The 1,165-nt window shown below is 72.8% G+C and carries 1 protein-coding gene and 1 pseudogene; both read left to right on the forward strand.

The genetic code is table 11. From position 1 onward, the window contains the following. Positions 1–13 precede the first annotated feature (13 nt). Positions 14–388, forward strand: coding sequence for a fluoride efflux transporter CrcB (gene crcB, locus G5C65_RS37520; protein WP_165303515.1), 375 nt, complete (start codon positions 14–16; stop codon positions 386–388). Positions 389–551: 163 nt separating this feature from the next. Then, positions 552–1,165: pseudogene (locus tag G5C65_RS37525) on the forward strand (hypothetical protein); the annotation flags it as partial.

Genomic DNA, 1,165 nt, shown 5'->3' on the forward strand with positions numbered 1-1,165 from the left:
TAAGAGACAGGGCGTGAACTGGGTGCTCGTCGTCGCCGGGGCCATGGTCGGGGCGCCGCTGCGGTATGTCACCGACCGCGTCGTCCAGCTGCGGCACGATTCCGTCTTTCCCTGGGGCACGCTCAGCGCGAATATCGCGGGATGCCTGCTGCTGGGGCTGGTCACCGGCGCGGTGGTGGCGGGCGCGGCCTCGTCCGACGTCCAGCTGCTGCTGGGCACGGGGCTGTGCGGGGCGCTGAGCACGTACTCCACCTTCTCGTATGAGACGCTGCGGCTGCGGGAGCAGGGCGCGGCCTTCCTGGCCGGTGTGAACGCGGTGGCCAGCGTGGTGGCGGGGCTGGGCGCGGTGTTCCTCGGCGACGCGTTCGCGGAGGCGTTCTGGGGCTGACGCGGAGCGTATCCGGCGGATCGTGGTTGCCCTCTGCCGTGGTTGCCCGCTGCCGGGCCGGGGCTGCCCCTGCGTGTCCCGTCAGGGGCGCGGCGAACCACCGGCAAGATCCACCGGACACGGCCGAGTGGCCGTCCGCTCGCGTACACGTCAGATTAGGACAGTGCAGGAGAAAGCCAGCAGACCCCCCAGACCGGGTTCCGCCGAGTCCCCGGAGGCCGCCGCCGACGAGCCGCCCGGCGGCTGTCCGGAGCACCGGGTTCCGTACCGCGCGCTGCGGCGGTACGCGCGGCTGCTGCCCGCCCTCTTCATCCTGCTCGGCACGGTGATCGAGCTGCTGATCCCGGGCCTGACGATCTCGGCGCTCTTCGCCGCGGCCTCCGTCTCGGCCGCCGCGCTGCAGACCCTGCGCGCGACGGTGATCACCGGGATCGTCTCCAGCGTCACCGTCAGCGTGCTGGCGTACACCTACACGGACCTCGTGGCCGGGTTCGAGCGGATGCTGCCCGCGTTCGCCGTCGTCCTCGTCTCGGTCCTCGCCGTCGGCATGCACCTGCTGATCCGCCGCAGCGACGAGCAGCTCGCCCGCGCCCGGGTCGTCGCCGAGGCGGCGCAGCTGGCGGTGCTGCCCGAGCCGCCGGACCGGGTGGGCGGCCTGTCGATCGCCGCGCGCTACAAGGCGGCGCAGACCGAGGCGAGCATCGGCGGCGACTTCTACGCCGTACAGCACACGCCGTACGGCGTGCGGATGGTCGTGGGGGACGTACGGGGGAAGGG

The sequence above is a fragment of the Streptomyces boncukensis genome, from assembly GCF_011045075.1.
Classification (GTDB): Bacteria; Actinomycetota; Actinomycetes; order Streptomycetales; family Streptomycetaceae; genus Streptomyces; species Streptomyces boncukensis.